This is a genomic window from Saccharothrix australiensis (assembly GCF_003634935.1).
Lineage (GTDB): Bacteria > Actinomycetota > Actinomycetes > Mycobacteriales > Pseudonocardiaceae > Actinosynnema > Actinosynnema australiense.
Map to the genome: position 1 here is coordinate 1,535,653 of NZ_RBXO01000001.1, position 23,340 is coordinate 1,558,992.

Annotated in this window: 19 protein-coding genes; 5 read left to right on the forward strand and 14 right to left on the reverse strand. The window is 74.2% G+C overall.

The window, feature by feature from the left end; translation table 11 throughout:
• Positions 1-173 precede the first annotated feature (173 nt).
• The gene (locus C8E97_RS07290) at positions 174-1,616 is read right to left on the reverse strand and encodes an LCP family protein (protein WP_211346932.1); all 1,443 of its coding nucleotides are present in this window, start codon (positions 1,614-1,616) and stop codon (positions 174-176) included.
• A gap of 741 nt (positions 1,617-2,357) precedes the next feature.
• Here C8E97_RS07290 and C8E97_RS07295 point away from each other — a divergent pair.
• Both C8E97_RS07295 and C8E97_RS07300 read left to right on the forward strand, forming a co-directional pair.
• On the forward strand, positions 2,358-5,333 hold the full coding sequence (locus tag C8E97_RS07295; RefSeq protein ID WP_121010973.1) for a glycine--tRNA ligase: 2,976 nt from the start codon (positions 2,358-2,360) through the stop codon (positions 5,331-5,333).
• Positions 5,334-5,430: 97 nt separating this feature from the next.
• Positions 5,431-8,229 (forward strand): AfsR/SARP family transcriptional regulator, encoded by a 2,799-nt coding sequence (locus tag C8E97_RS07300; protein WP_121010976.1) that lies wholly within the window; start codon positions 5,431-5,433, stop codon positions 8,227-8,229.
• A 214-nt stretch (positions 8,230-8,443) separates the two neighbouring features.
• Here C8E97_RS07300 and C8E97_RS33995 read toward each other — a convergent pair whose 3' ends face one another.
• The gene (locus tag C8E97_RS33995; protein ID WP_147455018.1) at positions 8,444-8,626 is read right to left on the reverse strand and encodes a hypothetical protein; all 183 of its coding nucleotides are present in this window, start codon (positions 8,624-8,626) and stop codon (positions 8,444-8,446) included.
• 307 nt (positions 8,627-8,933) lie between these two features.
• Between C8E97_RS33995 and C8E97_RS07305 the strand changes: the two genes are divergently transcribed.
• Positions 8,934-10,052: a sugar ABC transporter substrate-binding protein gene (locus C8E97_RS07305; protein WP_121002854.1), complete on the forward strand. Its 1,119-nt coding sequence runs from the start codon at positions 8,934-8,936 to the stop codon at positions 10,050-10,052.
• Here the strand turns inward: C8E97_RS07305 and C8E97_RS07310 are convergent.
• Positions 10,049-10,783: a hypothetical protein gene (locus tag C8E97_RS07310; protein WP_121002856.1), complete on the reverse strand. Its 735-nt coding sequence runs from the start codon at positions 10,781-10,783 to the stop codon at positions 10,049-10,051. The genes C8E97_RS07305 and C8E97_RS07310 overlap by 4 nt on opposite strands.
• 36 nt (positions 10,784-10,819) lie before the next feature.
• The gene (locus tag C8E97_RS07315; protein ID WP_121002858.1) at positions 10,820-11,161 is read right to left on the reverse strand and encodes a hypothetical protein; all 342 of its coding nucleotides are present in this window, start codon (positions 11,159-11,161) and stop codon (positions 10,820-10,822) included.
• A 245-nt stretch (positions 11,162-11,406) separates the two neighbouring features.
• On the opposite strand from C8E97_RS07315, the gene cspE reads away from it, so the two are divergent.
• Positions 11,407-11,613 carry a transcription antiterminator/RNA stability regulator CspE gene (cspE, locus tag C8E97_RS07320; RefSeq protein ID WP_053717138.1) on the forward strand — a complete coding sequence of 69 codons (207 nt, stop codon included), beginning with the start codon at positions 11,407-11,409 and terminating at the stop codon, positions 11,611-11,613.
• Between the two features lie 74 nt (positions 11,614-11,687).
• Here cspE and C8E97_RS07325 read toward each other — a convergent pair whose 3' ends face one another.
• From C8E97_RS07325 to C8E97_RS07370, 10 genes are all read right to left on the reverse strand, one after another.
• Complete coding sequence (locus C8E97_RS07325; protein ID WP_121002860.1) at positions 11,688-12,074, reverse strand: nuclear transport factor 2 family protein; 387 nt, start codon at positions 12,072-12,074, stop codon at positions 11,688-11,690.
• A 110-nt stretch (positions 12,075-12,184) separates the two neighbouring features.
• Entirely contained in the window at positions 12,185-13,891 is a 1,707-nt protein-coding gene (locus C8E97_RS07330) for an acyl-CoA dehydrogenase family protein (RefSeq protein WP_211346934.1), read from the reverse strand.
• 129 nt (positions 13,892-14,020) lie between these two features.
• Entirely contained in the window at positions 14,021-14,848 is an 828-nt protein-coding gene (locus C8E97_RS07335) for an SWIM zinc finger family protein (protein ID WP_121010980.1), read from the reverse strand.
• A gap of 38 nt (positions 14,849-14,886) precedes the next feature.
• Positions 14,887-17,835: a DEAD/DEAH box helicase gene (locus tag C8E97_RS07340; protein WP_121002864.1), complete on the reverse strand. Its 2,949-nt coding sequence runs from the start codon at positions 17,833-17,835 to the stop codon at positions 14,887-14,889.
• A 356-nt stretch (positions 17,836-18,191) separates the two neighbouring features.
• The gene (locus C8E97_RS07345) at positions 18,192-18,464 is read right to left on the reverse strand and encodes a GlsB/YeaQ/YmgE family stress response membrane protein (RefSeq protein ID WP_121002866.1); all 273 of its coding nucleotides are present in this window, start codon (positions 18,462-18,464) and stop codon (positions 18,192-18,194) included.
• A 40-nt stretch (positions 18,465-18,504) separates the two neighbouring features.
• Complete coding sequence (locus C8E97_RS07350) at positions 18,505-19,035, reverse strand: hypothetical protein (RefSeq protein WP_121002868.1); 531 nt, start codon at positions 19,033-19,035, stop codon at positions 18,505-18,507.
• Between the two features lie 57 nt (positions 19,036-19,092).
• Entirely contained in the window at positions 19,093-20,181 is a 1,089-nt protein-coding gene (locus C8E97_RS07355) for a DNA cytosine methyltransferase (protein ID WP_121010984.1), read from the reverse strand.
• Between the two features lie 13 nt (positions 20,182-20,194).
• Positions 20,195-20,581: a very short patch repair endonuclease gene (locus C8E97_RS07360; protein ID WP_121010987.1), complete on the reverse strand. Its 387-nt coding sequence runs from the start codon at positions 20,579-20,581 to the stop codon at positions 20,195-20,197.
• A gap of 53 nt (positions 20,582-20,634) precedes the next feature.
• Positions 20,635-21,366 carry a hypothetical protein gene (locus C8E97_RS07365; protein WP_121002870.1) on the reverse strand — a complete coding sequence of 244 codons (732 nt, stop codon included), beginning with the start codon at positions 21,364-21,366 and terminating at the stop codon, positions 20,635-20,637.
• A 96-nt stretch (positions 21,367-21,462) separates the two neighbouring features.
• Positions 21,463-22,584: a DUF2786 domain-containing protein gene (locus C8E97_RS07370; RefSeq protein ID WP_121002872.1), complete on the reverse strand. Its 1,122-nt coding sequence runs from the start codon at positions 22,582-22,584 to the stop codon at positions 21,463-21,465.
• A gap of 71 nt (positions 22,585-22,655) precedes the next feature.
• Between C8E97_RS07370 and C8E97_RS07375 the strand changes: the two genes are divergently transcribed.
• On the forward strand, positions 22,656-23,324 hold the full coding sequence (locus tag C8E97_RS07375; protein WP_246018723.1) for a hypothetical protein: 669 nt from the start codon (positions 22,656-22,658) through the stop codon (positions 23,322-23,324).
• Positions 23,325-23,340 lie beyond the last annotated feature (16 nt).

Consider the following 23,340-nt stretch of genomic DNA (forward strand, 5'->3'; position numbering starts at 1 on the left):
CTACCCCCGGTCGGTCGGCGCGGCCCGCGGTCGGGCCGGCGGTCCGTGATCGAGGACGCGCCGGCGGCGCGGTCGGTTGCCGGGGTGGCGGGACCGGTCGCGGCGACCGGGTGACGGGCGTCGGCCCGGCGGTCTACTCGGTGTGGCGGGTCGGCGGGCCCCCGGCCGGTGGGCTAGTTGACGCAGCGCACGCCGTCCGCCGTGATGGGCTCCTGCTCGGTCGTGGTCGTCGGCTGGGCCCGGTGCGCCCCGTCCAGGCCCACCAGCGGCGCGCCCGCCAGGTTCTGCGTGCCCGGCCCGGCGTAGTCGCTGCCGAGGAACACCCGCGCCCGCCCGGCGGGCACGTCGTCGTCCTGCTCGGTCCCGATGCCGCCCAGCGCCTCCGCGACGGCCGTCGCGCCCGCCTCGCCGCCCTCGCCGTAGCGGACCACCGAGGTGGTCAGGTTGCGGTCGGCGTTCTGCGCGCCGCCGTCCACGAACCGCTTGGCCACGAGCGACTGGAGCACCCGCGCCGCGAGCCCGCCCACGCCGGAGGCGTTGCGCACCTCGACGGTGACGGTCGCCGGGTCGACGGCGGGCGTCGTCGTGGTGGCGGTCGCGTCCGGTCCGCCGGCGAGCTTCTTGAAGAACCGCTTGACCTCGGCCTCCTTGACCTCGACGGCCACGCCGTCCTCGGGCGTCTCCAGCGCGGGGTTGCCGGTCGGGATCGTCTCGAACGCGATGTTGCCGCCGGACAGGTCCTTCATCCGGGTGGCGAACTGGAGGACGTCCCAGTCCTTGTCCAGCACGACGGCCTTGGTCAGGGCGTCGATCAGGGAGCCGAGCTTGCCGGGGTCGGACAGCGTGCCCGCGGACAGCACCTTCTTCGCCAGGCCGGCCATGAACACCTGCTGGCGCACGATGCGGTCGAGGTCGTTGCGCGGCAGCCCGTGCCGCTGCCGGACGAACGCGAGCGCGTCGCGGCCCTGGACGGACTGCGGGCCCGCCTTGAAGTCCGCGCCCGAGAAGTCGTCCCGCGTGGCGGCGTTGAGGCACACGTCCACGCCGCCGATGGCCTTGGTGATCTCGTAGAAGCCGACGAGGTTGATCTCCGCGTAGTGGTCGACGGTGACACCGGTCAGGTCCTCGACGGTGCCGATGAGGCTCCGGGCGCCCTGCTTCCTGGACTCCTGCTCGACCTGCGCGGCGTCGGTGACGCCCTTCTCCCGGAGGTCCTCGACGGCGCCGCTCTTGCCGTAGCCGTAGGCGGAGTTGATCTTGTGCCGCCCGTGGCCGCCGGCGATCTTCACGTAGGCGTCGCGGGGGAACGACACGGCGACCGCCTTGCCGGTGTCGTTCGGGATGTGCAGCAGGATCAGGGTGTCGGTGTTCAGGCCGCCCGCCGACTCGTCGCCCGCCTGGAGTTCGTCCAGGACGTGCCGGGGCAGCGGGTTCCCCTTGGCGTCGGTGCGGCTGTCCATGCCGACCATGAGGATGTCGACCGAGCCGTCGGCGGGCCGCTCGCCGCCGCCGGCGCCGATGACGTCGGTGGTGGTGAGGTTCCTGCTGAGCGACTGGAAGTTCACCCAGGCGTAGCCGGTGCCCAGCAGGACCGCGACCGAGCACAGCGCGGCCACCGCGCGGCCGACCGGGGAGCCGTTCCGCCGGGCCGCACCCGGTCGCCCGCGGGGCGGGCCGCCGGGACGCCGGTCGGTCGGCGCGATCCGCCGGGGCTGCCGGGTGCGGTCCTCCGCCGGGCGCTCGCCCGGCGCGCGGCGGCCCTCGGCGCGCGGTGCGCCGGCGGGTGTGCGCGGGCGTGCGCCCTCGTGCGCGGAGCGGACCGGGTCGCGCGGGGAGCGGCGGGACGGGTTCGGGCCGCGGGCGTCGCCCTGCGCGCGGGGCGGTGTGCTCGGGGAGCTGCCCGCGGTGTTCGGCGCGTCGGCGCGGTGCCCTGCGCCACGTTCACCCGTGCGAGTGAAACGTTCGCCTGACCGGGGGTCACCGGACGGCCCGCCCCGGCGGTCGGCGGGCGGACGGCCGCGCTCCGGCGGCGACCCGGCCCGGTCGGCGGAGGGCCCGCGGGTCGGCGGTGTCCCGCCACGAGGGGGCTGACCTGCGGAAGGAGTCCGAGGGGGCACTGGTCGCCGGCGGAACCCGTCGGGTTCGCCCGGCCTCGGCGGCCGGTCGTCCACTCGCGCTCCCTCCTGCGATCCGGATGTGCCCTGTCGGACGTCCCGGTGGCCTCTAGGGTTGCCCACAGCGTGGCACAGCCCCACATCCAGACGAGGTGATACCGGGTCTTGACGAATCGCGACCGGCGAAGTAGCCCGATGGTGAGGCGACCGGTGGCGCGTTCGTAGACTCCACCCGTGCTCACGATGCAGGACGCGCTGCTCGCGTTGACCAGGTACTGGACGGAACGGGGCTGCCTCGTCGTCCAGCCGTACAACTCCGAGGTCGGCGCAGGCACGCTGAACCCGGCCACCGTGCTGCGGGTGCTGGGGCCCGAGCCGTGGCGGGTCGCCTACGTCGAGCCCAGCGTGCGCCCCGACGACTCGCGGTACGGCGAGAACCCCAACCGGCTCCAGACGCACACCCAGTTCCAGGTGATCCTCAAGCCGGATCCGGGCGACCCGCAGGAGCTGTACCTGGGCAGCCTGGAGGCGCTGGGCATCGACGTGCGCGCGCACGACGTGCGGTTCGTCGAGGACAACTGGGCCTCGCCCGCGCTCGGCGCGTGGGGCCTGGGCTGGGAGGTGTGGCTGGACGGGCTGGAGATCACCCAGTTCACCTACTTCCAGCAGGCGGGCGGCATGTCGCTGGACCCGGTGTCGGTGGAGATCACCTACGGCATCGAGCGCATCATGATGGCGTTGCAGGGCGTCGACCACTTCAAGGACATCGCCTACGCGCCCGGCATCTCCTACGGCGAGGCGTTCGGCCAGGCCGAGTACGAGATGTCGCGCTACTACCTCGACGACGCCGACGTCGACGCCACCAAGCGGCTGTTCGAGGAGTACGCGGCCGAGGCGCGGCGGATGCTCGACGCCCGCCTGCCGGTGCCCGCGCACAACTACGTGCTGAAGTGCTCGCACGCGTTCAACGTGCTCGACGCGCGCGGCGCGATCAGCACGACCGAGCGGGCACGGGCGTTCGCCCGGATGCGCGGCCTGGCGCGCGAGGTGGCGCAGCTGTGGGCGGCGCGGCGCGAGGAGCTGGGCCACCCGTTGGGGCTGGTGGAGCCGTTGCCTGCGGCCGAAGCGCCGGCGGTGGCGGTGGCGGTCGACCGCCCGGCGACGCTGCTGTTCGAGATCGGGACCGAGGAGCTTCCCCCGGCCGAGGTCACCCGCGCGGTCGACGCGGTGCGGACGGCGGTGGCGGACAAGCTCGCCGCCACGCGCCTCGCCCACGGCGCGGTCGAGGCGCACGGCACGCCGCGCCGGATCGTGGTCGTCGTGCCGGAGGTCGCGCCCCGCGAGCCGGACGCCGAGCGGACCGTGCGCGGACCGCGGGTGTCGGCGGCGTTCGACGCCGCCGGCGAGCCGACCAAGGCCGCGCTCGGGTTCGCGCGCGGCCAGGGCGTCGACGTGTCGGAGCTCGGGCGGGTGGTCGAGAACGGCGTCGAGCACGTCGCCGTGGTGCGCACCGCGGTCGGCGGCGGCGCGGTCGAGGTGCTCGGGCCGCTGCTCGCGTCCGTCGTGGCCGAGCTGCGCGCCGAGAAGAACATGAAGTGGAACGACCCGAAGCTGTCGTTCACCCGGCCGGTGCGGTGGCTGCTGGCCCGCCTGGGCGACGCGCCGGTGCCGTTCGCGGTGTCGGCCCTCGCGTCCGGCACCACGACCCGCGTGCACCGCACGGCGGAGGAGCCCGTCGTGGAGGTGCCCGCCGCGGACGGCTACGCGGACTTCCTCGCCGGCCACGGCATCGTCGTGTCCGCCGAGGCGCGCCGCGCGGCGATCGTGGCGCGGGCGGAGGAGCTGGCGGCCTCCGTCGGCGGGGTCGTGGACTTCGCCGGCGTGCTGGACGAGGTGACGAACCTGGTCGAGCGGCCGACGCCGATCCTGGGCTCGTTCGACCCGGAGTACCTGGAGCTGCCCGCCCAGATCCTCACCACGGTGATGCGCAAGCACCAGCGGTACCTGCCGGTGCGGACGGCGGACGGCGCGCTGCTGCCGCACTTCGTGGCCGTCGCGAACGGCGAGGTGGACGAGGACGTCGTGCGGGCGGGCAACGAGGCGGTGCTGCGCGCCCGGTACGAGGACGCGGCGTTCTTCTGGCGGGCCGACCTGCGCACGCCGCTGGAGCGGATGAAGGCCGGGCTGGAGAAGCTGACCTTCGCCGACAAGCTCGGCTCGATGGCGGACCGGGCCGGCCGGATCGCGGCCCTGGCGGGCCGGCTGGCCGACGTGGTCGGCGGCGGTGACGCGACCCTGGCGAGGGCGGGCGAGCTGGCCAAGTTCGACCTCGGGTCGCAGATGGTGATCGAGCTGTCGTCGCTGGCCGGCGTGATGGCGCGGGAGTACGCCGAGCGCGCGGGCGAGTCGCCCGAGGTGGCGCGCGCGCTGGCCGAGATGGAGCTGCCCCGCTCCGCCGGTGACGCGCTGCCCGCGTCCCGCGCGGGCGCGCTGCTGTCGCTGGCGGACCGGTTCGACCTGCTGGCGGGCCTGTTCGGGATCGGCGCGAACCCGACGGGCAGCTCGGACCCGTTCGGGCTGCGGCGGGCCGCGCTGGGCGTGGTGAGCGTGCTGCGGGCGTTCCCGGAGCTGTGTGGCATCACGCTCGGGCGCGGGCTCGCCCTGGCCGCCGAGGTGCTGGCGGACGGCGGCGCCGGTGGCGGCGCGGTCGTCGTGGACGCCGGTGCGCTGGAGACCGCCCGCGAGTTCGCCGTGCGGCGGTACGAGCAGCAGCTGCTGGACGCCGGTCACGACCACCGGTTCGTCAACGCCGTCCTGCCGCTGGCCGACGCGCCCGCCGTGGCGGACGGGGCGCTGGCCGAGCTGACCGGGCTCGTGGGCCGCGAGGGGTTCGCCGGGCTCGTGGCGGCGTTGCAGCGGGTGCGGCGCATCGTCCCGGCCGACGTCGAGGGCGGGTACGACCCCGCGGCGCTGACCGAGCCGGCGGAGGTGGCCCTGCACGAGGCGTTCGCCGCCGTGCCGCGCGACACGTCCGGGCCGGCGGCGTTCGTGGCGGCGGCCGGTGGGCTGACCGGGCCGGTGAACACGTTCTTCGACGAGGTCCTGGTGATGGCCGAGGACCCGGCGGTGCGGCGGGCCCGGCTGGGGCTGCTGGCCGCGATCCGCGACCTGGCGGCCCCGGTGCTCGACTGGCAGGCGCTGGGCACGGACCTGGGCTGACGGCCGGTCCCGCCGGCCCGGTCGGGGAGGACCCGCGGGTGAACCCGCCCGCGGGTCCCGCGCGTGCCCGCGCCGACGGGGCGAGGAGGTGTCCGCGATGGCGGTGGAGTTCCGGGTGCTGGGCGCGGTGGAGGCCGGCGTCGACGGCCGCCCGGTCGACCTGGGCCCCGCCAAGCAGCGGTGCGTGCTGGCGGTGCTGCTGGTCGAGGCGAACCGGTGGGTGCCCGCCGACCGGCTCCTCGACCGCGTCTGGGGCGAGCACGTGCCGCGCGGCCGGAACCCGCTCTACACCTACCTGTCGCGCCTGCGGCGGGTCCTGCGCGAGGTCGGCGGCGGCGGGATCCTGCGGGGACCCGGAGGTTGGCGGCTGGCCGTCGACGAGGACGCCGTGGACCTGCACCGGTTCCACCGGCTGGTCGCCGCCGCGCGGGACGCCGCCGACCCGCGTGCGGCGGCGCTGTTCCGCGAGGCGCTGGACCTGTGGCGGGGCGAGCCGTGCGCGGGCCTGGCCACGCCGTGGCTCGACGCCGTCCGCGAGGACCTGGTCCGACAGCGGAGGGCCGCCGAGCTGGACTACACCGACCTGCTGCTGCGCACCGGCAGGCACACCGAGGTGCTGGCCGAGCTGACCACCAGGGCCGCCGAGCACCCGTTGGACGAGCGCGTCGCCGGGCAGCTCATGCTCGCGCTGTACCGCAGTGGCCGCCAGGCCGACGCCCTGGCCCACTACCGGCGGCTGCGCGACCGGCTGGCCGACGACCTGGGCGCGGACCCCGGCCCGCCCCTGCGGCAGCTCCACCAGCGGATGCTGTCCGCTCACCCCGCCCTGGCAGACCCCGCGCCCGGTGCGCGCCGGTCGGCCGCGACGCCACGCCGGCTACCCGCCGCGCCGGGGCTGTTCACCGGTCGCGCCACCGAGCTGGACGCGCTCGACCAGGCCCTGGCCGACGCCGACCCGGCGACGGGGGCCGAGGCGACGGTGGTGATCTCGGCGATCGGCGGCGCGGGCGGCCTCGGCAAGACCTGGCTCGCGCTCGCCTGGGCCAACCGCAGGCTCGACCGGTTCCCGGACGGCCAGCTGTTCGTCGACCTGCGCGGCTTCAGCCCGACCGGGCGGCCGGTGACGCCGGACGAGGCGGTGCGCGGCTTCCTCGACGCGCTCGGCGTGGAGCCGGGTCGCCTGCCCGCCGACCCGGACGCGCGGGCCGCGCGGTACCGCAGCCTGGTCGCCGACCGGCGGATGCTGATCGTGCTGGACAACGCCGCCACCGTCGAGCAGGTGGTGCCGCTGCTGCCCGGCAGCGCCTCGTGCACCGTGCTGGTCACCAGCCGCAACCGGCTGGCGGGGCTGGTGGTCCGCCACGGCGCCCGCCCGCTGCACCTCGACGTGCTCGCCGACGCCGAGGCCCGCGCCCTGCTGGTGGCGTCCCTGGGCGCGGCGCGCGTGGCGGAGGAGGAGCGGTCGGTGGCGGAGCTGGTCGCGCTGTGCGGCGGGTTCCCGCTGGCGCTGGGCCTGATCGCGGCCCGCGCCCGCACCCGCCCCCGGCTGCCGCTCGGCGGCATCCTCGCCGAGCTGCGCGAGTTCGGCCTGGCGGCGCTGGACGACACCGACCCGGCGGCGAGCCTGCCCGCGGTGCTGTCCTGGTCACTGCGCCGGCTCACCGAGCGGCAGCGCACCGCGCTCGCGCTGCTGGGCACCGCGCCCGGACCCGACATCGGCCTGCCCGCCGCCGCGAACCTCGCCGGCCTGCCGGAACGCGAGGCGCGTGCCGTGCTGCACGCCCTGGTCGACGCCTCCCTGCTCGACCACACCGCGGGCAACCGGTACGCCATGCACGACCTGGTCCGCGCCTTCGCCGCCGACCAGGCGCGGTACCTGCCCGAACCCGTCCGGCAGCCGGCGCTGGACCGGGTGGTCGACTTCTACCTGCACACCGCACACACCGCGCACCACCTCGTGAACCCCCACGCGCCGGTGATGCGGCCGGACCCGCCCGCGCCCGGCGTGCGCCCGCACCCGCTGCCGGACCAGCGGGCGGCGCTGGCCTGGCTGACCGCCGAGCACCCCCACCTGCTCGCGGCCCAGCACACCGCCGCCGCGCACGGCCGCCACCGCACGGCGTGGCACCTGGCCTGGAACCTCACCACCTTCCACCAGTGGCGGGGGCACGCCCGCGACGAGCTGGCCGTGTGGCAGGTCGCGCTCGACTCCGCCGAGCACCTGGGCGACCCGGCCGCCCGCATCCACTCCCACCGGCGGCTGGGCAGCGCCCACTCCCGGCTGGGCGCGCACGAGGAGGCCATCGACCACCTGCACCGGGCCCTCGCGCTCGCCGAGCACCACCACGACGCCCACCAGCGGGCGCTCACGCACCAGGCCCTCGCGGCGTCGTGGGGACGCCGGGGCGACGACCGCACGGCCCTCGACCACAGCAGGCGGTGCCTCGACCTCTACCGGGCCCTCGACAGCCCGGTGCGCGAGGCCGACGCGCTCAACCTCGTGGGCTGGTTCGCCGCGCGCCTGGACGACCACGACGCGGCCCGCGAGCACTGCCGGGCCGCCCTCGCGCTGCACCGCCGGCACGCCAACGCCGACGGCGAGGCGAACACGCTGGACAGCCTCGGCTTCCTCGACCACCGCACCGGCCGCCACGAGGAGGCCGTCCGGCACTACCGCGAGGCCCTCGCCCTGCGCCGGGTCCTCGGCCACACCTACAACGTCGCCAACACCCTCGACCGCCTCGGCCACCCGCACACCGCGCTCGGACAGCACGAGCAGGCGCGCGAGGTCTGGCGGGAAGCGCTGGAGCTGTACCGGGAGCAGGGGCGGGACGATGACGTCGAGCGCGTCCGGCGGCAGCTCGCGGAGACCCCCGGCGTCGAGCGGGACCACTGACCCCGCCGCGCGGGCCGGGCGCGCCGCGACCCGGATCACCGTGCCGGAGGCCGCGGCGCGGCCGGACGCCGCGCGAGCGGGGTCGGGTGGGCAGGACGCGGTGCCGCGTGGCCGGCCACGAGCGGGTGTGGTCGGACCGGGTCCGTGGAGCCGGGCCACGCGGTGCGGTGCGCGCCGGGTCAGGCGGTGTCCTCCCCGGTGGGCGAGGGCCGCCCTACCACTCGCGGTTGCGGCCGTCGAGGTCGGCGCTCGTCCCGGCGCCGCTCTCGACCGCCACCACGGCCGCCGTCGCGCCGACGGGGCCGGCGTCGGCGGCGGCCAGGCCGGCGCCGGCCACGAGGGTGACCGCCGTGGCCGCTACTACCAGTACTGCTGGAACGAACCTGCGTGCGCTCACGCTGTCTCCTCACACCCGGACACGGTTCCGTCGGGCGACACCCTGACACAGAAAAGCCGTCGTCGTTAGACGCCTTTCGTCGTCAGTCGGCAACGTAGCCAAATGAGCGCGGAGCGTGACTTTTCGCGCTTTGGTAACGACTCTGCCTGCGGGTTCGATGTCCCGAAAAGGTCAACAAGCCCAATGGTGCGGACCATTCGGAGCCGTCCGGTTGCGACGTCTTGACGAACCCGCGGTTCTCGGATGAAATCCGCAGAATACGATTTTCGCGGTCTACGGGCGGTCGGCCCGTGCAGGGGGTTGGCGAATGCGAAGACTACGCGGCGTGACGACCTGTGCGGTGCTCGTCCTGCTCGTCGCGGCGTGCGGCGGCCAGGACCGGGGCGCCGCGTCGGCGCCGGCCACCTCGACCGGGTCGGGCGAGGGCCCGGTCGTCGGGGTGATCCTCCCGGACCGCGCGACCGCCCGGTGGGAGGAGCGCGACCGGCCGCTGCTGGCGTCCGCGTTCTCCATCGCGGGCGTCGCGGCGGTGATCGAGAACGCCGACGGCGACGAGGCGAAGTTCGCGGGCATCGCCGACCGGATGATCGCGAGCGGGGTGCGGGTGCTGATGACGACCCCGCTGTCCACCGAGGGCGGCGCGAAGGTCGAGCGGAAGGCCAAGCAGGCGGGCATCCAGGTGATCAACTACGACCGGATCAGCCTCGGCGGCATGGCCGACTACTACGTCTCGTTCGACAACCTGAACGTCGGCGAGCTGCAGGCCGAGGGCCTGTTGCAGTGCCTGGGCGGCAAGCGGCGCGGCGCGCAGGTCATCGAGCTGCAGGGCGCGCCGACGGACAACAACGCCACCCTGTTCGCCGACGGGCAGCGCCGCAGGCTCGGGCCCCTGTACGACAGCGGCGAGCTGCGGCTGGTCGCGAGCCAGGCCGTGGACAGGTGGGACCCGGTGGCGGGCAAGGCCGCGTTCGAGCAGGCGCTCGGCGGCAACGCGGGCCGGGTGGACGGCGTGGTCGCCGCCGACGACGCCCTCGCGGGCGCGGTCATCGAGGTGCTCAAGGGCAGGGGGCTGGCGGGCAAGGTGCCGGTCACCGGTCAGAACGCCACGCTGGAGGGGCTGCGCGCCGTGCTGCGCGGCGACCAGTGCATGACGGTCCACAAGCCCGTCCGCGACGAGGCCGAGGCGGCGGCGCGGCTGGCGATCTCCGTGGCGCGCGGCGACGTCAGCGGCGCGGACGACCTGGCCACCGGCAACACGCGGGACCTCGTGGCGCGGCGGGACGTGAAGTCGGTCCTGCTGGGCGCGGACCCGGTCACGCGGGACAACGTCCGGGCGCTGGTGGCGCAGAACGCCGTCAAGTCGGCCGAGCTGTGCGCGGGCGACGTGGCCGACGACTGCGACGAGCTGGGCATCCTGGTCGGCTAGCCGGCCGGCTGGTCGTCGTCGTGCCTGCCCGAGATGAACTCCTGGATGCGGATCTTCACCCGGATCAGCGGCTGCCTGATCCGGGCCTCCCGCCGGTAGGCGCGGCGCAGCTTGCGCGAGCCCTCGGTGTACCGCCAGCGCGCCCACGGCGAGCCCGGCCGGGCCAGCCGCAGCGCCCCGATCTCCGGCAGCACCGGCACCAGCAGGCCGAGCAGGCCCGTCCAGACCTTGCCCTTGAGCAGCGCCACGATCGCGAAGCCCAGGTTCACCAGGACCGCCAGCACGCGCAGCCAGACGCCGTCGTCGTAGAACTCGTCGTACCCGAGCGGTCGCGCGCCGACCAGCAGCAGGCCGGTCATGCCGATGGCGAGGAACACCGCGTCGACCGACAGCCGGCCGTCCTTGGACCAGTACACGTCCCGCAGGTGCAGGATCAAGGCGAACTCGTCGAGCACCAGCGCCGCGCCCACGCCGAGCAACGCGGCTGCGGAGGCCCGTAGGCCGTGTTCGTCGTCCGGTGCCGCGAGCCCCGTCACACCGCCGATCAGCACGAAGACCGTGCCGAACACCACGTGGTGGATGTGGGTGCCGCCCGGCTTGATGTTGCCCGGCCACCAGCGCACGTTCGCCCGGATCAGCCGCACGCTGATCCTGATCAGCACGAACGTGACCACGAGGCCGAGGAGGAAGAACAGCAGCCTGGACTGGGGCGGGTGGAGCGTCGACAACACCGCCCCATCTTCACCCGCGCGGTGGACGCCGCGCGGCTACTTGAAGCTCACACCGCCCTGGATGTCCCCCGCCTGGAGGACGTGGCCGTGCACCGTGCCGGAGATGTGGTTCGTCACGCGGCCGGTCTGCGCCACGCCCGCCTGCTCGTACGCCCGCCGCAGCTCCCCGCCGAACGCCGGGTCGGCCGCCTCCGCCCGGCCCAGCGCCTCGCCCAGGGCCCGCACCTGCGGCGAGTCGGGGGCGGCCCCCTCGGCGGCGGTCAGCGCGGCGAGGGCGGGCGGATCGCCCGCGAACCTCGCCCGGACCAGCTCGTACACGCCCGCGACGGCTCGCGCGGCGAGCGACGCGGCGATGGACACCAGGACCGGCTCCGACATGGCTGACCCCCTGTGATCGCGACCACGCCCACGGTAGCAGTGCGACTCGCCGCACTCAGTCACTCGACTGCCGGCCGCCTGTCGTGGTTGACTGTCTTCGGTCGTACCTTTCTGTGTTCGTGTTCCACCACGCTCGCGGAACGGAGTTGCGGGCGCCGAACTTTCTCCGCCAGGAGTAGCCGTCGCCCTAGCTGACCCGGTGGTCGCAAGCGCGATCCGGCACCTGTTAGAGGAGAAGTAGCAAGATGGCAGTTCAGGGCACCGTCAAGTGGTTCAACGCGGAGAAGGGCTTCGGCTTCATCTCCCCGGATAACGGTGGCGCCGACGTGTTCGTGCACTACTCGGAGATCCAGAGCAACGGCTACCGCACCCTGGAAGAGAACCAGCGGGTGGAGTTCGAGATCGGCCAGGGCCAGAAGGGCCCGCAGGCGCAGACGGTCCGACCGCTCTGACCTAGTACCGGGTTGCCACAACTCGGGTAGTCGAGCCGCCACTTCCGGTGCCGGAAGTGGCGGCTCGACTCGTCCTAGCAGGTCAGCGCCGGGGCGTGGGCGTCGCCGTACAGCCGCTTGCCGACCAGTCGCGCGCCGTCGAACAGGAAGAACGCGGTCGTCCGCGCGCGGAACGGCCGGCCCAGCCTGGTGCCGTCGAGGGCGAGTTCCACGATGACCGCCTCATCCGCGTGGTGTAACTCGACCAGGTGATTTTGCTGATCAGGGCACGCGGCGTGACTCCGGGCGTAGTAGCCGGCGAAGGCCGCTGAGCCCTCGAACACCTCGCCGGTGGCGGCGATCTCGCAGCGCGGGTGGTCGAACGCGCCGACCGCCGCCGCGAACTCGTGCTCGTTCTCCGACTCCAGGTGTTCGAGCACGATCGCCTCGCGCAACGCCCGCAGTGACTTGGACGCGGTCATGCGTCCCCTTCCGCTCGCTCCGGTGCCCGACCAAACACCGAGGGCGGCACACCAGTCAAGACGGCACCCGGTGGACGGGCGCCGTCGACGACCGGCGACGGGCCCGCTCGCTAGGGGTTCATCTCGTACGCGCCGGACAGCGCGGCGACCCGCTCCCAGACGCGTCCGAACCGCCCGTGGTCCACCACGGGCTTGCGCACCTGGCCCAACGCCCACTCCTGCTGCGCCTCGGTGGAGGACGCCTTGCCGTGCAGCGCCACCGCGTAGCCGGAGAAGTCCCGCACGAGCACGTCGAAGACCTGGTCGAGCAGGTCGGCGTCGAGGTCCGTGCGGCCGGCCTGCTCGAGGACGAGCTGGCCGTAGACGACGAGCGTGAACAGGTGGCCGAGGGCGAGCAGGAAGTCGAGGTCCTCCCGCTGCTCGTCGTCCGGTGCGGCGGTGGTGAGCAGGGTGCGGAGCGCGCGGGCCTGCTCGTGGAACCGGGCGACGTTGGGCACGTGCGCGAACGCCCGGTAGGCGGTCTCCCAGTCGTGGAACCGGACGGCGCCGAGGCCGCGCGCCGGGCCCTGCCGCCAGAAGAACTCGTCGTCCGCGGCGTCGTGCCTGGTCGGCACCTCGGGGTAGGTGGTCGGCTGGAACAGGTACGCGGGCATGAACTTCAGCACGAGCGCGAGGTTGACGTGCACGGTGCCCTCCAGCTTGGGCAGCGCGCCGATGTCGCGGCCGGCCATCGCGAAGTAGGTGTCCTTCTCGAACCCCTTCGCCGCGATCACGTCCCAGAGCAGGTCGACGACCCGCTCGCCCTCGCTGGTGACCTTCATCTTGGTGATGGGGTTGAACAGCAGGTAGCGGCGGTCGTCGGGGGAGGCGGTGCGGAAGTAGTCGACGGCGCGGTCGGAGAACAGCTTCATCGCGGCCAGGCGCGCGTAGGCGTCCACGAAGTTCTGCCGGACGTGCGAGAAGTCGGTGACGCGCTTGCCGTAGAGGACGCGGTTGTGGGCGTGCGTGATGGCCTCGTGGAAGGCGTGCTCGGAGATGCCGATGGAGGCCGTGCACAGGTTGAACTTGCCCACGTTGACGGTGTTCAGGGCGGCGCTGAACGCGTCCCGACCGGTGTGCAGGATGTCGTCCGCGGCCACGGGGTAGTCGTCGAGGTGGAACTCGCTGACGTACATCTGGGCGTCCACGACGTTCCCGACCAGCCGGAAGCCCGGTCGGCGGCGGTCGACGGCGAAGAACACGTAGCCGTCGGGGCCCTCGACGTCCGCCCGGCGGCCGAACACCGACACCATGCCGGCGACGTTGCCGTTGCCGATGTAGTACTTGCCGCCGCGCGCGGTGAAGCCGTCGCCGGCGGGCGTGAGGACCATGTCGGTGGAGTAGACGTCCGCGCCGTGCTCCTTCTCCGACAGCCCGAACGCGAACACCGCGCCGTCGTCGAGCAGCCTGGCGGCCCGCTCGCGGGCGGCGGCGTTGTCGCTCATCCAGATGGGGCCCAGGCCGAGGACCGTGACCTGCCACGCGTACCAGTACTGGAGGCCGTAGAAGCCGAGGATCTCGCTCAGGGCGGCGTTGCGGGCGGCGTCCCAGCGCTTGTGCGGGTCGCCGCCCGCCTCCGCGCGCGGCGTGCAGAAGGTGGCGAACAGCTTCTCGCGCGCGGCGAAGTCGAGGAAGTCGGCGTACCAGGCCCTGGCCTGGTCGTCGGCGAGCAGGCGGCGCTTGCCCCGCTGCTCGAACCAGTCGATGGTGGCCCGCAGGAGCCGCCTGCTCTCCGGGTCCAGGTGCGCGCCGTCGAAAGTGCGGGGATCGAACAACACCGGCCTTCTCCCTTCGTCCTGGCCGCACGCTACCAGTGGGTAACTTGTTCGGCCGCCGCCTGTCGCCCCTGGCGCGAGGTGGGGTCGGCGGTGCGGTCGGGGCGGTGCCGGTGGGTCGGCGAGCCGGGGTCAGGTGCCGGGCCAGGGCGTGGCGATCCTCCGGTACAGGGGGCGCAGCTCGTCGGTGACCGAGCGGCCCGCCACCGTGAGCGGGTCGAGCTGGTCCAGGATCGCGTCGGGGCGGCGGGCGAGGGGTTCCTCCGGCTCGGGCACGGCGGGCGCCTCGGGCCGCCGCCAGAACACCGCCGGGTCGTCCTCCGACCGGGGTGTCGCGTCCTCGTGCGGCTCGTCGGCGGGCGGCACCGGGTCGCGCAGCTCGCGCAGGCGGTCCAGCAGGTCCTGGCGGGACCGGCCGCGCCAGGCCAGGATCTCGAACGGGTCGGTGTCGAACGACTCCGCGAGCAGGTAGCAGGTCGCCGCGAGGTGCTTGCACGGCACCTCCCAGTCCGGGCAGGTGCAGTCCATCGACAGCTCGCGCGTCGACCGGGGGAACAGCGCCAGCCCCAGCCCGTCGAACACGTCCTCGATCTCCGGCGGCATCTCGCCGGCGAGCAGCTTCGCCGCGAACACCGCCCGGTCGGCGAGGGCGTGCTCGATCCGCAGCCAGTCGTCGTCGTCGAACTTCCGCACCCCGATCCGGGCCCGGTAGGGCTCCGGCCGCGAGCCCGTGACCAATGCCACGACCAGGCTCGTGGACAGCGACAGGCTCATGACCTGGCCGGTCCGGGCGTACGCGCGCCCGCGCGCCAACCGCCCGCCCATGCCGAAGGACTCCAGCACCTCCACGAACCGCCGCGACCACCAGGTGCGGGCGATGTCGCCGCGCTTGCTGCGCAACGTCAACCCGCCCTCGACCCGGACGGGCCGCCCCGGGCGCTCACCGTGCCGGTCGCTCACGCGCACCTCCCCGCCAACCGCCCGCCCCGACCCGCCCGTCACTCACCGACGGCCTCCTCCGACAGCGCGAACAGGTCCCGCAGCTCGCTCGTGGACAGCTCGGTCAACCAGTCCTCGCCCGCGCCGACCACCAGCTGCGCCAGGCCGCGCTTCTCCTCGATCATCCGGTCGATGCGCTCCTCCACGGTCCCGACGCAGACGAACTTCCGCACCTGCACGTGGTCGCGCTGGCCGATCCGGAACGCCCGGTCGGTCGCCTGGTCCTCCACCGCCGGGTTCCACCAGCGGTCGAGGTGGATGACGTGGTTGGCCGCCGTCAGGTTCAGCCCGGTGCCGCCCGCCTTCAGCGACAGCACGAAGATCGACGGCCCGTCGGCCGACTGGAACCGGCGCACCATCTCGTCGCGCGCGCCCTTCGGCGTGCCGCCGTGCAGGAACAGCACCTCGGTGTCGAACCGCGCCGCGAGGTGCGGCACGACCAGCCCGCCGAACTCGGTGAACTGCGTGAAGCACAGCGCCTTGTCGCCGTCGGCCAGCGCCTCGTCCAGGACTTCCTCCAGCCGCGCCACCTTGCCCGACCGCTCGGCGACCCGCGAGCCGTCCCGCAGCAGCTGCGCCGGGTGGTTGCACACCTGCTTGAGCCGCGACATCGTCGCGAGCACCAGCCCCTTGCGCTTGACGCCCTGCGACTCGGCGATCCGCGCGAACATGTCGTCCAGCACCGCCTGGTACAGCGACGCCTGCTCGGCCGTGAGCGTGCACAGCTGCTTGACCTCGATCTTGTCCGGCAGGTCGGTGATGATCCGGGGGTCCGTCTTGAGCCGGCGCAGCACGAACGGCCCGGTGATCCGCCGCAACCGCACCGCCGCGTCCTCGTCGTGGTGCCGCTCGATGGGCACCGCGAACCGCGCGCGGAACGTGTTGACCGACCCGAGCACGCCGGGGTTGGCGAAGTCCATGATCGACCACAGCTCCGCCAGCCGGTTCTCCACCGGCGTCCCGGTCAGCGCGACCCGGTGGCGGGCGGGCAGCGCCCGCACCGCCCGCGACTGCCGCGTGGCGCTGTTCTTCACGTTCTGCGCCTCGTCCAGCACCACCCGGTCCCAGCCGACCTCGGCCAGGGCCTCGGCGTCCCGCGCCGCCACGGCGTAGGTGGTGATCACCAGGTCGTGCCCGCGCCCGAGCCCGACCGCCGACCGCTCGACCCCGTGGTGCACGTGGACCCGCAGGCCGGGCGTGAACCGCTCGGCCTCCCGCTGCCAGTTGCCCACGACGGACATGGGGCAGATCAGCAGCGTCGGCGGCCGGGCCTCGTGCTGCCGCGTGTACGCCTCCAGCGCCAGCAGCTGGACGGTCTTGCCCAGCCCCATGTCGTCGGCGAGGCACGCGCCCAACCCGAGCCGGTCGAGGAACACCAGCCACGACAGGCCCCGCAGCTGGTAGGGGCGCAGCGTCGCGGTCAGGCCGGCGGGCGGCTCGACCGGTTCGAGCCGGTGCTCCACCTCGCCGGACAGCAGGTCGCCCAGCCAGCCCTCGCCGCGCACGGCGTTGAGCGGCAACGGCAGGTCGGCGTCCTCCGGCCCGAACCCCGAGTGCAGCAGCACCTGCGCGGCGGACATCCGCCCGCCGCCGCGGGCCAGGAACGCCAACCCCTCGGCGAGCCGCTGCCGGTCGACGTGCACCCACTGCCCGCGCAGCCGCACCAGCGGCGACTTGGCCTTCGCCAGCGCCGACAGCTCGGCCTCGGTCAACCGCTCGTCGCCCAGCGCGAGGTCCCAGCGGTAGTCCACCAGCACCTTCAGGCCCAGCTCGCTCTCCTTGGCCACGGCGCCCGCGGTGCAGGGACCGGCGGCGGTGAGCGTCAGCCCGAGCTGCCGCGGCTGCCGCCACCACGCGGGGAGCAGCACCCCGAACCCGGCCTGCGCCAGCAGCGACGCGTGCGTCAGGAACTCGTGCGCCCCGTCGGTGTCCAGCTCCAGCCCGGTCGGCTTGCGCTGGTCCAGCGCGCGGTCCAGCGCCGGGTACAGCCGACTCGCCCGCCCGAGGTCCCCGAGCAGCACCTCCTGGGGACGCGCCACCCAGCGCCGCAGCACGGCCTCCTGCCGACGCCACACCTGCGCGGCGGTCACCAGGACGCTCGGCTCGTCGACGGCTTGGAGCAGGAACTCCAGCCGCCACCCGTCACCGTCGGGGCCGCCCTGGTCCGGCGAGCTCAACCGGAAGCACGTGCGCACCCGGTCGGCGCGGTGCTCGCCGGCCCGCCACGCGGCCACCGCCGTCCGCAACCGGTCGACCTCGGCCGCGTCGCCCTCGAACTCGGGCGACCCGGCCAACGCCGCCACCCACCGCCCGACCGCGCCCCGGCCGCCGGGCGCGAACCCGCTCAGCCGCTCCCGGACCGCGCGGTCCACCAGGGTGTCGAGCGCCTGGCGGAGCACGTCGTCGCCGACGCCTCCGGCCGCCCGGAACGCCGGTGGCATCCCGGCCCGGAGACCGGCGTGCCGCAACGCGTCCACCCCGGAGAGCGCGGCCCGCCACCGGGCCGCCGGCCGGTGCTCGTCGAGATCCGGCAGCACGCGCCCCCGTGCCACCAGGTCCTCGGCGAACGCCACCACGTCGAGCAGGTACTTGGCGGACGCGCCGAGCCGGCAGTCCGGCAGGCCCGCCGGCACCCCGCCGTCCACCCGGACCACCGGCACGAGCCACTCGCGCGACCGCACCGCACCACGCCGCACCGGTGCCTTGGCCAGCGGGTCGCGCACCAGTTCCGGCGACTCGACCGGCCCCGAGGCGTAGGACGGCAACCGCACCGCCACGACGTCCGCGCTGCCGCCCACCAGCCCGGCCACGGTGGCGCCGTCGGCCGCGAACGGGTGCCCCACGACGACCCGCGAGAGCCGCCCGGCGACCCGCGCGGGCAACCGCGAGTCCTCGGCCCACAACGCCAACCGACCGTCGGACGTGGCGAGGCCGTGCAGCACCAACACGGACCCGACTCTAGGCGCGTGCCCGGACGACGCCCCGGCCGGGCACAGGCCGCCCGCGGCGGTCCTCCGGTGAATTCTGTTGTGCCACGCGCCTCGACGACGCGGCCGGACTCGGACCGGCGACCACACTGGGAGAAGCCGCGGAGCGCACCCCGGCTCGGCGGGACTCGACCGACCGGACCGACCGGCACCAGCCCGACCAGCGACCTCGGCCCACTGCCTGCGCCTCACTGCCTGGACCCACTGCCTGCGGGTGGCGGAGCGCGACCGGCGGGGTGCGACCCACTGCCTGCGACCGGTGGAGCGCGACCGGCGGGGTGCGGGTGGCGCGGTCGCGGGGCGGAGTGCGTCGAGGGCTACTGGTGCCCGCGGAGCTTCGAGCGGCCGGACAGGATGGCCACCCCGACGCCTGCCAGGCCCACCTGGAGGGCCAGCTCGATCCAGTCGATGCCGTCGGTGTCCGCGACACCCAGCGCGGATGCCGCGAAGGTGCCGACCAGCGCCGCCGCGACGCCGACCAGGATCGTCGTCAGGAACGAGATCCGCTGCTTGCCCGGCACGACGAGCCGTCCCAGGCCGCCGATGATCACTCCGATGACCAGGGCCGAGATAAGGCCGGTGATCTCCACGTGGTCCCCCTCTTCGCTGCTTGCGCGTTCACCACGAGCATCACCCCTCACCTCCCTTTCCCGGATCAGGCGTTCCCCTGACCTCGCCCTGAGACCGACCCTGAACTCCCAGGAGCTGGGCGGCCTCGGGGGACAGCGGCCTGCCCGCCACGTCCGGGTCGCAGCCGACCCGCGCCAGCCGGGAGCGGATGGACGTGGCGGACCGCTCCAGCTGCTTCGCGATGGCCCGGATCAGGTCGGTGGGCGGGGTGCCGGGCGAGGCGGCCAGCCAGGTGGCCCGCAGGTCGGCGTCGAGCGACTGCGTCCAGGGCTGGTTGGCGTTGGCGGGCCGCCGGCGGCCCGGACCCGGTGGTGGCGCGCCCAGCTTGCCCAGGGCGTCCAGCACCTGGCTCAGCAGCTTGCCGACGGAGCCGCCCGCGTTGGCGGGGAGGCGGATGTCGCCCTCCGCCACGAGGGTGCCGGACGTGTCCGTGCCGGCCACCTCCAGGTGCAGGTCCGGGTCGGCGGAGGCCCGCAGGCGGTAGGTGGTGGAGCCGATCAGGGTCTGGGTTTCGTACGTGGTCGTCGTCATGGGGATGACGGTAGAGAAGGTGTACGACAATTCCGGTTTTGGCTGGTCAGCGGCCTGTCACGGGCACAGCGGGCAGGTCGGCGCGGAGGGCTCGGCACCGGTCAGGTACGGCTTCAGGTGCTGCGCGATGGCCCTGGCCAGCGACGGCGGGACGGCGTTGCCGATCTGCCTGGCCACCTCGATCTTGGTGCCGCACCACTCGAAGTCGTCCGGGAAGCTCTGCAGCCGGGCGGCCTCCAGGTGGGTGATCGGGCGGTCGACGCGGTGCCCGTCCACGCCCGGCTCCCACTGCGGGTGCAGGTACTGGCCCTTCTCGGGCTTGTAGAACTCGGTGCGGATGGTCAGCGACGGCTCGTCCCAGCGCATCCGCCCCATGACGTCGGTCGTGCCGGTCTTCTTCTCCCGCCAGCAGCGCGGCAGCAGCGCGTCGGGCAGGTCGAACCGGCCGCCGCCGGGTGGCACGTGGCGGTAGCGCTCGACGGACAGCGGCGTCGGGTTGCGGCCGATGTGCAGGTCCTGGCTCTTGTGCCGACCGGGGAGCCGGGTGCCGAAGAACTCGACCACCGACTTCGGCAACGCCGTGGTCGCGGGCACCTCGGGCAGGCCGGTCAGCACGTCGCGGACGGTGTGCCAGCGCCCGCGCGGGTGGGTCGGCGTCGGCAGCGGGACGGGACCGACGCGCGAGCCGATCACGATCGCGCGCCGCCTCCGCTGCGGCACCCCGAAGTCCGCCGCGAGCAGGAGGCCCGCGCTCAGCTCGTAGCCCTCGGTCTCGGCCCGCAGCAGGGCGAACTCGGTCGAGGTGAGGAAGCGGTCGACGTTCTCGATCACGAACACCTTCGGCCGCGCCTTCCGGACGAACCGGAGGTACTCGCGCCACAGCGAGTTGCGCGGGTCGTCGACGTCGCGCGAGCCCAGGTTCGAGAAGCCCTGGCACGGCGGGCCGCCCACGACCACGTCGACCTCGGGCACCCGGCTGTCCGGGATGGCGGCGATGTCCGACCAGAACGTGTGGTCCTCGCCGAAGTTCGCGGCGTACGTCGCCGCCGCGTGCAGGTCCCACTCGACCGCCATGACCGGCCGGTAACCGCCGGCCGAGGTGAACCCGGAGGTCATGCCGCCACAGCCGGCGAACAGGTCGATCATGGACAGCACCCGGTCAGGCTAGCCCACGGCGGCGCGCCAGCACCGCCTCCCGCACCCGACTCGCCGCCGCGACCGGGTCCTCGTGCTCCCAGACGCGCACCGCGAGCCAGCCCGCGTCCGCCAGCACCTCGTCGGTGTTCGCGTCGCGCGCCTGGTTCGCCTCGATCTTGCCGCGCCAGAAGTCGCCGTTGCGCTTGGGCCACGTGCCGTGCTCCGGGCAGCCGTGCCAGAAGCAGCCGTCCACGAACACCGCCACCTTCGCGGGCCCGAACACCACGTCCGCTTCCCGGCGGACGGCCCGCACCGGACGCCGGTGCACGCGGTAGCGCAGGCCGAGCCGGTGCAGCTCCCGGCGCAGCGCGACCTCGATCCCCGTGTCGCGCGAGCGCTGCCTGCTCATCCGGGCCCGGACGTCGTCCGTGGTCTCCAGTTTCGGCACCGCGCCATGATGGCTCACCCGGGGTACAGCACCGCGCGCAGCCTCCGCGCGGCCTGGTCGAGCCCGCGCCGCGTCGGCAACGCCACCGCGCCCACCTGCTCGGACTCCGTGAGGCGCAGGTCGTGGAAGAAGAACGGCGGCATGGCGTGCACCAGCAGGTCGGCCGACCGCTGCGGGCCGCCGCGCGGGTTGAGGACGAGCCGTTCGACCCAGGCGTCGACCTTGAACACGACGTCCGCCAACGGGTGCACGCGCACGTCGAGCCCGTGGCTCCGCAGCACCGCGAGCACGAAGGTGTCGCGCAGGAACGCGGCGAACTGGGCGAGCACCCGGTGCCGCATGGCCTCGCGCGCGACCGCCCGGTCGACGGGCGCGTCCGCGATGACCTCCTTCGCCGGCGCCCAGAGCATCGTGCGGGCCCGCTCGTCGGCCTCGCAGAACTCCCGGAACTCCGACCAGCCGGGTAATCGGCCCAGGGATTCGACCACGTGGTGGGCCACGTGGGTGAACGCGAACTCCGGCCGCCAGTCGCGGACGTCGACCACGTGCGGCGGCGGCCCTGGGGCCGGCGTGCCGCGACAGGCCGCCACCACGTCCTCCGGTGTCACGCGGTGGATCGCGTCGGCGCGGTGGGCCATCACGTGCTCCACGACGCGGTCGCGGTGGCGGAACCAGCCGTTGAAGTGGAACCGGGTTTCCTGGGTGACGTTGAAGGTGCGGCGCACGTCCAGCGCTGTGGTCATCATGACGGAGAGGGTACGGACGGGCACCGACAGCTCCGGGGAAACCGCAGGTCAAAGCCGATCATGCCGGTCGCCGCGCGGCCGGCGGGCACACGCGGGTCAGGGCCGGTCGACGTCCAGCCGGGCCCGGTCGGCCGCCGCGCGCCCGGCGTCCCAGCCCGCCGCGCTGCGAATCGGCGTGGACTTGGTCCTGGTGTTGGTGAAGAGGCCGGCGAAGTGGTCGTCCACGGCGCGTTTGCGAGCCGCCAGTACCGGGAGGAGGCGGTCGTCGTCGGACGCGGGCGCGTTGGCCGCTTTCAGGCGCTCGCCGACCCGGTGCGCGTAGGACAGCAGGAACGACTTGCGGAACGACGACGAGCGCGCCTCGTCGCCCTTGCGGGCGCCGTCACCGGCCGCGACCATCGCGCGCGTGGCCTGGACGAGCAGGGACGCGGAGAGCAGCTCCACGATCTCCAGGTCCAGCTCCTCGCCCACCAGGGCGACGAAACCGAGGTCGTAGACGACGGCGCGGCAACGGTTGGCGTCGGCCACCACGTGCACCACCTGGGCCTTGCCGTCGAAGTAGCGCTTGTCCAACCACACGCGGCGGGACGTGGTGGTGGGCTCCTCCGACGGCATCCGCTCCAGGGCGTGGCGGGTGACCAGTTCCTGCGCCTTCGCCGACAGGGCCTCCGCCTCCTCGGGGAACGCGGTCGACTCCGCTTTCGCGAGCAGCGCGCGCACGCGTTTGAGGATCTTCGGCGCAACGGTGTGGTGGGTGATCGCGGCCAGCGGGCTGCCGGGCCGGGGCACGATCAACGGCAGGCCGGGGAGCGTCATCAGGGTGCCCAGCAACGCCACCGCCACCGCCACGGCGTCGTCGGGCAGCTCGATGTGCTTCCGCGCCCACTGCGCGAGGTGCGGCTCGGACTCGTCCCACCAGACCGCGGCGTCCATGTCGGCCAACTGCTCCGTCCAACGAGGATGGAGCGACGGGTAGCGGGACGCCTTACGGGCCAACGCGTCCACCAGGAACGACAACGCGCGGTCGTCCTCGTTGCGCTTCACGACCTCGAACAGGTCCTGCGGCAGCCACCCGTGGTCCCAGAGGTGTTCCAGGGTCTGGTCCAGGACGTCCCGGACGGCACCGTCCACTTCGGTCGGTGTCAGGCCGGCGGTGCGCGGCAGCGGGGCACGGCGGTTGACCGCGGCTCGCCGGATCGCGTCGCGCAAGGAGTCCACGATGGGTGATTCTCCCCCGTCGCGCGGTGTCGCTGCGTCCGGTGTGGCGCGTGCCGTGCCAGCCTCGCGCGGTGAGCCGGAAGACGCAGCGCCCGCAGCGGCGACCGATCGTGGTGGTGCGGCAGCCGATCGGCGCGCCGTTGAGCCCGGCGCAGCGGGCCGTCGTCGACCGGTGCCGCGCGCTGCCGGAGCTCACCGACCCGCTGGAGGCCGAGCTGACCGTCAGCGGCGCGGTGGCGGGCGTGGTCGCGGACGAGCAGTTCTGGGCGGGGATCATCGAGCACGCGGTGTCGTTGCCGAGCCGGCGCAACGACCGGCTGCTGCGCGTGCTGGCGGCCCTGCTCACCGGGCGGCCGGGCGAGTGGGCGTCCGACGCGGTGCGGCCGTGGGGACCGCCGTTGAGGGTCGGCGGCGCCTGGGTCTGCGACCGGTCGGTCGACGCCGGCTACCTGGCGCTGATCTGCGTCTACCGGTTCGTGGATGAGCACGCGATGGTGTTCCTGGTCGACGAGCTGGCCGGGGGCGTGGTGCGGCAGGCGTTCGTGACGCGGGACGTGGACCTCGCGCGTCGTCGGGTGGCGGAGCAGGGGCCGTTGAGCGGGATCGGGGCGGAGGCGGCGCACTGGCTGCTGGCCAAGTCCTACGACCGGCTGGACCGGAACCCGGGGCTGCGGGTGGACCCGGAGGTGCGGCGGACCCGGCTGCTGGCCGGGCGGAGGATCGCGCTCGCGTTCGGGTGATGTCCCGGTCAACTCG

Excerpts from the sequence above, each read along its gene's own strand:
- C8E97_RS07360 (WP_121010987.1), bottom strand. The coding sequence starts at position 20,581 with ATGAGCAGGCAGCGCTCGCGCGACACGGGGATCGAGGTCGCGCTGCGC.
- C8E97_RS07365 (WP_121002870.1), bottom strand. The coding sequence starts at position 21,366 with ATGATGACCACAGCGCTGGACGTGCGCCGCACCTTCAACGTCACCCAG.
- C8E97_RS07315 (WP_121002858.1), bottom strand. The coding sequence starts at position 11,161 with ATGTCGGAGCCGGTCCTGGTGTCCATCGCCGCGTCGCTCGCCGCGCGA.
- C8E97_RS07325 (WP_121002860.1), bottom strand. The coding sequence starts at position 12,074 with ATGACCGCGTCCAAGTCACTGCGGGCGTTGCGCGAGGCGATCGTGCTC.
- C8E97_RS07300 (WP_121010976.1), top strand. The coding sequence starts at position 5,431 with ATGGCGGTGGAGTTCCGGGTGCTGGGCGCGGTGGAGGCCGGCGTCGAC.
- C8E97_RS07350 (WP_121002868.1), bottom strand. The coding sequence starts at position 19,035 with ATGACGACGACCACGTACGAAACCCAGACCCTGATCGGCTCCACCACC.
- cspE (WP_053717138.1), top strand. The coding sequence starts at position 11,407 with ATGGCAGTTCAGGGCACCGTCAAGTGGTTCAACGCGGAGAAGGGCTTC.
- C8E97_RS07295 (WP_121010973.1), top strand. The coding sequence starts at position 2,358 with ATGCAGGACGCGCTGCTCGCGTTGACCAGGTACTGGACGGAACGGGGC.
- C8E97_RS07305 (WP_121002854.1), top strand. The coding sequence starts at position 8,934 with ATGCGAAGACTACGCGGCGTGACGACCTGTGCGGTGCTCGTCCTGCTC.
- C8E97_RS07355 (WP_121010984.1), bottom strand. The coding sequence starts at position 20,181 with ATGATCGACCTGTTCGCCGGCTGTGGCGGCATGACCTCCGGGTTCACC.